This window comes from Thalassoglobus sp. (assembly GCF_048270125.1).
GTDB lineage: Bacteria > Planctomycetota > Planctomycetia > Planctomycetales > Planctomycetaceae > Thalassoglobus.
Window position 1 is genome coordinate 54,560 of the sequence record NZ_JBLWTN010000032.1, and the last position, 8,757, is coordinate 63,316.

The window sequence follows — 8,757 nt, forward strand, 5'->3', positions numbered from 1 at the left end:
CGAAGAGGGAGGTGGAAACGACTGCTTCTCCATGATAGACCATCGCGGGTTCCGGAAAATTTCTCCAAAGTTGATGTTTGAGGGTGGTTCACAAATTAAAGAACCATGACGCAAGGGAGAAGTAAATCAATACGCCGGAGATGTCTGCAATGGAGGTAATCAGCGGCGCGCTTGCCGTGGCAGGATCGAGTCTGAGTTTCGTGAGTATGAAGGGGAGCAACAGGCCAATCAGGCTGCTCAGCACCACCGTACAGACCATTGTGATTGTGACCACCGCAATGATCTCCGGTGCTCGGATGCTGGCGACTATCGCAACTCCCGCTGCCATTGTGACTCCTAACAGAAGCGAGACCATAAATTCTTTGCTCACCAAAGTTAACCAGTCTCGCATGTGAACGTCACCAATCGCCAACGATCGAATCATCAAAGTGGCTGACTGCGCACCCGCGTTGCCTCCGCTGTCGATCAGCAACGGCAGAAAGAAGACAAGAGAAACCATCGACGTGATGAGATCTTCGAATTGCGAGATGGCGAAACCTGAAAAGACATTCATGATGACCAACGCAGACAGCCAGACGATCCGCTGCCGGTACAAATGAACGATGCGGGCTGTCAACGGGTTGTTAATTGCGTTTTGAATCGAACTGAACTTCTGAAAGTCCTCCAGCGACTCATATTCTGCAATCCCCATCACGTCGCGAGCAGTTATGATTCCGACTAAGGTTCCCGAATCGTCCAAGACTGGCAGCACCAGTGCATCATGCTCTCGGATTTTCTTGACTGCGACTTCCTGGTCCTCGTCCACTGTGAGCGAAATAAAGTCAGGGTCCAGAACCTCCGAAACCTGTTGTTCCGGAGAGGCGAGAACGAGATCTTTCAAGCGCACCGCGCCAACCAGGGTGCCGAGAGAATCAACAACATAGATTGTGTTGAGGGTTTGAGCTTTGCGACCGTGCTTGCGGATGTAGGCCAAAGCTTCGTCGACAGTACATTCCGGGCGGACCGCAACGAACTCTGACCTCATGAGTCGCCCGACAGTCTCGGCTGGGAAATCCTGTCTGCGATCGTCGAGAATGTCAATCAGGCTATTCTTGTTTGTGCCGTTCTGCACTGTCAATTTCCTCTCGAAAGCATTTTCGGATTGATGTTCGGGCTCTGCCTCGTGGCGAACAGCAATTTCACTGGTTAGAGCTGGTCCTGAAACTTGAAATTGCTCTCTCAAACGTTGAGGAAAGCGACGATTCCAGAGGTTTTCGGACTGGTTCTAAACATATTCTACATGGGCAGGCGGTTGAGAAAACGGTAGAGAAAACTCTTCAAGTTACATTACGGTCGCACGACTCATGATTTCTTTCCTCATTAACTTCAGAACTTTTGGATGCAGGAGGGCTGTGACTGGCGCAGATGAATGTTTTCTTTGCGCACGTTGCGACCAACCTGACAGTAGGACCTAAATGGAGCGGATTACCGAGCTATGGAAGAGTTCACCCGGAAAAGCAGTAAAGATAACATCAATCTTCACAGCTTGAATGGTCAATTCAAGGCGGTGTTTCTCACACAGATTTGTTATGACTCTCGACGGGCTCTAGATTAGCGAAGATTGCAAACCGTTTCAATCTGTTCGCAGCCTCAGAGCGGAGTGTCGATTTTCGATGTTTATGCAAATTTCGTGAGCAAATTAAAACCCGATTCGTTATGTTACGACGTTTCCGAATCCCTTACAAACGGATTCGGATACAATAGAATTTTTCGAATTGGTGTTCGGGGTCTAAATCGTGGATCTGTGCAATTTTCCACATGAAAAGCACTCTCCCCGAGCACGGATACACGAAATTATTCAAGTCCTCTCTCCATAGATTGACGCCGGTAAGTAGAGTCATGAAGACCATAGTAGTCGCAACCGATTTTTCGGAACGCTCGGATCGTGCAATCCAACGCGCGAAGTTGCTGGCGCGTGATTTCGATTCCAAGCTCTATCTGGTTCACGTTGTTGATAACGATCAGGCAAAGGAGATCGTGCTGGCCGAGCGGGATGTTTCAACCCAATTGCTTGAGAAGTTGACGAGTACTCTCCAGGAAATTGACGGCTTAAACTGCGAGTTCCGTGTTGTTCTCGACAACCCGTTTTCGGGAATCACGAAAACGGCAAACGACCTGAATGCTGACTTAATCGTCATCGGGCCGCACCGTCGGCAGATTCTCAAAAATATCCTGGTTGGAACAACAGCTGAGCGAACGATCCGTACTGCAGGTCGTCCCGTTTTGACAGCCAACGGTGTCCCAGCCGGATCGTATCGTCGAGCTGTCGTAGCGACAGACCTTTCCGCGTATTCAAAAACAATGATCCTTGCTGCCAAATCAATCGGCTTACTCGATCAGCTCAATATTTCACTTCTTCATGTGTTTAGTGCTCCTGGGACGGCGCTGATGAGTCGGGCGTCGTTAAGCGTTGAAGAGAAGCATTCTTATATCGCAGGAGAACGGAAACGGGCAAGCGAAGAGCTCGCGTCGTTCATTGAAGGAATCAACATTGAGGGTCTGTCAACGATTCTAAAACCGGACACTGCCGACATCGCTGAAACGATCCGTGAGACAGCCATCGAGTTGTCGGCGGAATTGATCGTAGTTGGAACGTGCGGCCGATCGAAGGTTGCTCGAGTACTGATGGGAAGCGTGACAGAGGGCGTATTGCGAAGCTCTGATCGAGACGTGCTTGCTGTGCCCCCGCTCCAAAACGGAATTGAGTCCTGATGCCGGATATTGCAACTCTCATTTTAGCCTCCGGGATTCTCCTCCTGCTGGGCATCGCATCGAACAAGTTGTCCACTCGTATCGGTGTCCCCGTGCTGCTCCTGTTCCTGCTTGTCGGGATGCTGGCTGGCTCGGAGGGAGTGGGGGGAATCGACTTCGAGGACTACTCGTTGGCCAATGCGATCGGCACAATCGCCTTGTGTCTGATTCTCTTCGATGGTGGTCTTCGCACCTCACTCAAATCAATTCGGTCCGTCTGGAAACCGGCCGCGGTCCTTGCAAGTCTCGGAGTCCTGATTACCGCCGTGATCACTGGATTGGCGGCATCGTGGATACTCAAAATCTCAATTCTTGAAGGGCTTTTGCTGGGGAGTATTGTTGGTTCGACGGACGCCTCTGCGGTTTTTTCAGTCCTTCGATCCGGGGGCGTCTGCATCCGTAAGCGATTGGCAGAAACACTGGAGGTTGAGAGTGGATCGAATGACCCGATGGCAATTTTCCTGACCGTCGGTTTGATTCAATTGTTGACAGGTGCTGTTGCACCTGGGCCAGCTTTGCTCGGTTTGTTCCTGACTCAACTGGTTGTCGGATCGGTTGCTGGGATACTTGTCGGGTATGGAGGAGTTTGGGGGCTCAAGTACATTCAACTCGGCGCAGCCGGATTATATCCGGTGATGGCGACTGCTCTGGCATTGCTTTCCTTTGGGTTGGCAGCCGTCCTGGACGGAAGTGGATTTCTGGCGGTCTATCTGACCGGAATCGTGATCGGCAATCGACGTCCTGTGTTCCATCGAGGCATCCTGTTATTTCACGATGCTGCGGCATGGATTTGCCAGATTTTGATGTTCATGACACTCGGTTTATTGAGTTTCCCCAGCCGATTAATGGATGTCGCGGGAGTGACATTGCTGATTGCTGCGGTTCTGATTCTTGTCGCTCGCCCTGTTGCCGTGTTTCTGTGTGCCTCTTGGTTTCGGTTCTCCTTCCACGAATTACTCTTTTTGTCGTGGGTCGGATTGAAAGGGGCCGTTCCAATTACTCTAGCGACATTCCCGATGCTCGCGGGTCTGCCAGGCGCATCGGTGATGTTTGACACCGTCTTTGTGGTTGTACTCGTCTCGGCGCTCATTCAGGGCTGGACGTTACCTCCCGCAGCTCGATTGCTAAAGCTTGAAGACCCTGAGCAACACCCGACGCCTGTGACGCTTGAGATCAGTTCGTTGCGCGACATCGATGGAGATATCGTCGACTACTATGTCGAGCCCGGTTGCCGCGCAGCAGGCCGCACACTCAGAGAACTCCAATTCCCAGCGGGTGTTGTGGTCGCTTTGATAGCCCGTGACCAAGAAATCATCATGCCTCAAGGAAGATTTCAAATCGAAAGCGGCGATCACGTGATCGTCGTCCTGCGCCCAGCTCTCCGAACCCAAGTCGACCAATTCTTCTCCCGCCCATCCACCTCACCAGAGCCAGAACCGGGGCCAGAGCCAAAAGCAGAATCGGAAGCCGTCAACAACTCATCGATTCAAAACCGCCCACCCCAAAATCCCTGATGCAACGAAACTCACCAAGAGGCTGAAAGTAAATTTTCATTGACAGCTACTGAACAGGGAGAATTCCACGTTTTTCAAGCTCATCCAAGAGCCGGTTCGTGAAAGCAGGCGCATCGCGATAATCGAGATGAGACGTGTCGGGCAACTCAAACTGTGTCAATGCCGGGACGTCAGTAAAGTGAATGGTTTCCGCTGATGTAAACGCCGCCATACGATCCCAATACTCAGATTTGGGATATTGTGAATTGTCCAGTACCCAGTGTTCACCAGATGTTGGAAAGCGAACGAAGACAACTCGTCCTCCTCGACTTGCGATTTGTTGAACCCACTCTTCGACTTTTTTGACGTCTTCCATCCATATCTCAGGAATTGGAGGTTTGTGATGGCTCGAAGCTTGCGCTCTTTCAATTCGAAACCTCCGGTGAGCCTCAATGTCCAATAAGGAATAATCAGCAAGCATTGAACGATCATACCGAGAAATTAAGTAGTTTGGTTTTGGAAGCGGGTCTCCGGCAAGCAGGCTGCGTAGTACTTTATCAAAACGAAATTGTGGGCCGAGAGCTACGAGATGACTTTGCAGATACGAAACAATTAGACTGTCATTTTTTTTATGGAATCTATGGGCGTGGCGATAGTACTTCACGTACTCTTGCTGGGTATCCCATAAGCCTTCCTCAAACCAAGGCGCAACAATTGAGGAGATTACAATGCCTCGAAAGCTTTCTTCGTTAGCAAGGTCTCGGAGTACTGCAACCGATGAGGCTCTGCCACCAATCGCTAATTGAGTCAACTTATGGTCAGGGTATCGTTCTCGAAAAGCGTCTGTGGAAAAACCAAGCTGAATCCTTGAGGCCCCTAGGAGAACGACCTGCTTAGAGGTGTTATCGGAGACCTGCGATCTATGGCAACTCCAGAATACAGCGCTCTCGGGGATTGAAGGGCGATGCCCCTGAGAACGCCAATACACTTCAGCTCCTGAAACGATACCTACTGCAACCGCTAGCGTCGTTCCCCAAATCAGTAACCAGTTCTTATTTGGGGAGCGATGGTGGGGGAAATTAGAATTGGAAATAGATAAAGGCACGGTCCTCTCCAGGCATCATGACAATCGCGGTAAGCATGGCAGCATTGATTCCCACCCACACAAAGGATGGTAGTCGGTCGACGGCTTCTTCCAGAGTGGTGTTTCGTAAAGTCCAATGAATAAGTAGCATCGCTGCGGTGGTGGAAAGTGTGACAAAAATATCCCACTTCCCGACCACTCCGTTGCTGTGAAGAGTGGAGGTAAGGCCTGGGACGATCATACTTTGGACCATGTCCAAGGCTTGTCTAAGTGATTCGGCACGAAAAAAGGTCCATGTAATGCATACCAACAAGAAGGTTGCGATCGCAAGTAAGATACGGCCTGCGATTGTTTTCCAGACCATCCATCCAGAAATGGAAGTATTTTGCAGTCTGCGTTCGAGCATAAGAAAACAGCCGTGAAGCCCGCCCCAAACTACAAACGTCCAAGCCGCTCCATGCCAAAGTCCACCTATCAACATGGTCAGCATTAAGTTTATCTGAGTACGAGTTGGGCTGATGCGGTTTCCTCCTAATGGAATGTAGAGGTAATCACGGAGCCAAGTTGAAAGAGAGATGTGCCAACGACGCCAAAAGTCTGAAAATCCGATGGCTGCATAGGGAAAGCGAAAGTTATCAGGAAGACCGAACCCAAGACACATCGCAACACCGATAGCGCATGTCGAATACCCCGCGAAATCGCAGAAAATCTGCCCTGTGAAAGCAAACGTTCCAATCCATGCAGACACGAAATTAACAGTAGCCGCATCATAGACCTGTTCGACGATAGGGGCCAGTAATCCATCCGCAACCACGACTTTCTGAAACAGGCCAAGCAAAAGTAAGTTCAGACCCCATCCAAACTCCTTCCCTGACGCCTTCCTTACTGTTAGACATTGAGGAAGGAAGTCAACAGCTCGAACAATTGGTCCCGCGACTAATTGAGGGAAGAAGGTGACATAAAGTGCAAAGTCCAGGAAGGAACTCCAAGGCTTTGCGTTTCCTCGGTAGATGTCCAGCGTGTAGGAGAGGGTCTGGAAAGTATAAAATGAGATCCCAATCGGAAGGATGACATTCAATTCCGGGGGAACATATTCGATTCCAAGTGCGGCTGTGAGTGCAGCAAAATTTTCAAGTAAGAAATTTCCATATTTGAAGAAGCAGAGGAGCCCAAGATTCACGCTGAGGCTGACCAATAGAGCAGCTCGACGAATTGCTTGAGATTGAGAGAAGCCTATTACTTTGGCTGAATACCAATCCACAATGGTGGAAAGCCAAAGAAGTGCAACAAATGGAGGATTCCAAGCTGCGTAGAAAAGGTAGCTGGCCCACAAGAGATTAAACTTCTTGACCCTCCATGGGAGGGGCAGGTAGTGCAGCAGAAGAACGCACACAAAAAAAATCAAGAATGAAAACGAATTGAACAGCATTTAGGTGGCCCTTGCTGAGCGCATATTTTTAACCAATTTTGTTCAGACCACTTACCCGGGCCTCTTCAGAATCTCTCTCGAGTCACTTTAGTGGGAAGTCAAAATTTGGCAAAATCCGATCTCACTTTAGAGCGAAAAGCATCGCAAGATTTACATCTTACTGCCGATCTTTCTTGAGAGAAAATTTGCAAATGCCCCCGCAAGGACTCGAACCTTGAACCTACTGATTAAGAGTCAGTTGCTCTACCAATTGAGCTACAGGGGCTAAATGCTTGACACATAACGGGTTTCGTTGGTAGCGTCTTGGTTACTAAATCCATCACGACGCCACCAACGACGCCCGGTGAACTATGTCTACGCCCAAGAAGCCTACTAAACCAAGTGCGGATTTTCCACTCTACGCCCATCGAAACGGGCAGTGGGCGAAGAAGATTAAGGGCAAGACTCACTTCTTCGGGGTCTGGGACGATCCTGATTCTGCTCTGGAATCGTACCTGGATTCTCGTGACGAACTTCAGGCGGGCAGAGTCCCCAAGCGAGGGGAGGGGATTACAGTCCTCGAACTCTGCGAAAAATTCTGCGTTGCAAAATCAGAGATGGTCGAAGTCGGCGAACTCTCCCCGCGGACACTCAAGTGCTACACCGACACGGTTGAACTGATTGTCCCGATCCTGAAGCCTCGGACGCCAGTTGAACTACTGGACCCGGAGGACTTCCAGCGATTACGAATACATCTCTCTAAGGGACGCAATCCGGTCTCAATCGGAAATTATGTCAGATGGTCACGGTCGATCTTCAAGTACGCTTACGACATGCGGTTCATCGAGAGGCCGGTCAATTTTGGCCCGATGTTCAAGGAGCCATCGAAGACAATCAAGCGACGAGAGAGGCAGTCAAAAGCAAAGCGGATGTTCTCGGAAGAGCAGATTCTCTCCTTACTCAAGGTCTCTGACAGTTCTCTCGGGGCAATGATTCTTCTGGCGATCAATTGCGGATTCGGAAACACCGACTGCGCGACGCTTCCCGCGGTGATAAACGCCGCGAATGGTTACTTGAGTTTTCCACGTCCTAAAACGGCAGTTGATAGACTGGCCTGGTTGTGGCCTGAAACCCTGTCTGCGCTCGAGAGGCTTGACCCCGCACACAAAGAGACGTTCTTTCGCACTCGCCGCGGTTACCAGCTCGTCCGCACAACACCAGCCGGGACGAACGTGGACCGGATCGCTAAACGGTTCAGTCAATCGATGAAGGCTCTCGGAATCAGTCAACCTGGTCTCAACTTCTACGCGCTCCGTCACACCTTTGAGACTGTCGCCAGTAATGCCAACGACCAACAAGCGGTCGACCTCGTCATGGGGCATGTCGACAACTCAATGGCAGGCGTCTACCGCGAGGAGATTGACCCGAAAAGAGTGAAAGCGGTCTGTGAACATGTGCGAAACTGGCTGTTCGGGCTGTCCAATTTAGACAGAACGAAACACTCAAAAGATTCTTTGAAAATATATTCTCCAGTAAAACACCACGGAAAAGAGCAAAAGACGGGCTAAATCTCAAGAAAAAACTAGACAAAAGTTGGACACCTCCAGTGCTATTAGGAGGTGTTAAAAATGGTCAAGTCGACTGTTTCTGAAAATCAACAACAACCGGACGACGCGAACACAGCAGCAAATGCTATTCGAGTGTTCGTTCGCCGGTACGACGAAGGCGACCTAGAAGCAACGAAGGTTCCACTTGAGTTGCTCGGTGAAGTCCTCTCGAAGCGTGGCTGCTCAATTGTTCAATCAACAGGAGCAGTCAAGTGCTAACTGTTGCTCAAGTTGCCAAGTCTCTTGGTGTCACTCCCTCGACTGTTATTCGTCGAATCAAAAGCGGGCGGGTGGCACGCAACGCCGTTAACCGTATTTCTGGATTTGAAAGAAGTCTTGATGCGAATTGGGGTTATGATGATTCTTTGGTTCTCA

The 8,757-nt window shown here is 50.1% G+C and carries 7 protein-coding genes and 1 tRNA gene; 4 read left to right on the forward strand and 4 right to left on the reverse strand.

Going from position 1 to position 8,757, the window contains the following annotated elements:
* Positions 1 to 88: 88 nt before the first annotated feature.
* Positions 89 to 1,111 (reverse strand): magnesium transporter, encoded by a 1,023-nt coding sequence (gene mgtE, locus ACN0YR_RS22360; RefSeq protein WP_417851431.1) that lies wholly within the window; start codon positions 1,109 to 1,111, stop codon positions 89 to 91.
* A gap of 767 nt (positions 1,112 to 1,878) precedes the next feature.
* Between mgtE and ACN0YR_RS22365 the strand changes: the two genes are divergently transcribed.
* Together ACN0YR_RS22365 and ACN0YR_RS22370 are read left to right on the forward strand one after the other, a co-directional pair.
* Entirely contained in the window at positions 1,879 to 2,751 is an 873-nt protein-coding gene (locus ACN0YR_RS22365) for a universal stress protein (protein ID WP_417851432.1), read from the forward strand.
* Positions 2,751 to 4,304: a potassium/proton antiporter gene (locus ACN0YR_RS22370; protein ID WP_417851433.1), complete on the forward strand. Its 1,554-nt coding sequence runs from the start codon at positions 2,751 to 2,753 to the stop codon at positions 4,302 to 4,304. The genes ACN0YR_RS22365 and ACN0YR_RS22370 overlap by 1 nt, the downstream gene beginning before the upstream one ends.
* A gap of 46 nt (positions 4,305 to 4,350) precedes the next feature.
* Here ACN0YR_RS22370 and ACN0YR_RS22375 read toward each other — a convergent pair whose 3' ends face one another.
* From ACN0YR_RS22375 to ACN0YR_RS22385, 3 genes are all read right to left on the reverse strand, one after another.
* Positions 4,351 to 4,659: a hypothetical protein gene (locus ACN0YR_RS22375; protein ID WP_417851434.1), complete on the reverse strand. Its 309-nt coding sequence runs from the start codon at positions 4,657 to 4,659 to the stop codon at positions 4,351 to 4,353.
* A 703-nt stretch (positions 4,660 to 5,362) separates the two neighbouring features.
* Positions 5,363 to 6,796: an MBOAT family O-acyltransferase gene (locus ACN0YR_RS22380; RefSeq protein ID WP_417851435.1), complete on the reverse strand. Its 1,434-nt coding sequence runs from the start codon at positions 6,794 to 6,796 to the stop codon at positions 5,363 to 5,365.
* A 192-nt stretch (positions 6,797 to 6,988) separates the two neighbouring features.
* Positions 6,989 to 7,061 (reverse strand) — tRNA-Lys (locus tag ACN0YR_RS22385).
* 85 nt (positions 7,062 to 7,146) lie between these two features.
* Here ACN0YR_RS22385 and ACN0YR_RS22390 point away from each other — a divergent pair.
* On the forward strand, positions 7,147 to 8,343 hold the full coding sequence (locus ACN0YR_RS22390; protein WP_417851436.1) for a tyrosine-type recombinase/integrase: 1,197 nt from the start codon (positions 7,147 to 7,149) through the stop codon (positions 8,341 to 8,343).
* A 60-nt stretch (positions 8,344 to 8,403) separates the two neighbouring features.
* Positions 8,404 to 8,601, forward strand: coding sequence for a hypothetical protein (locus ACN0YR_RS22395; RefSeq protein ID WP_417851437.1), 198 nt, complete (start codon positions 8,404 to 8,406; stop codon positions 8,599 to 8,601).
* Positions 8,602 to 8,757 lie beyond the last annotated feature (156 nt).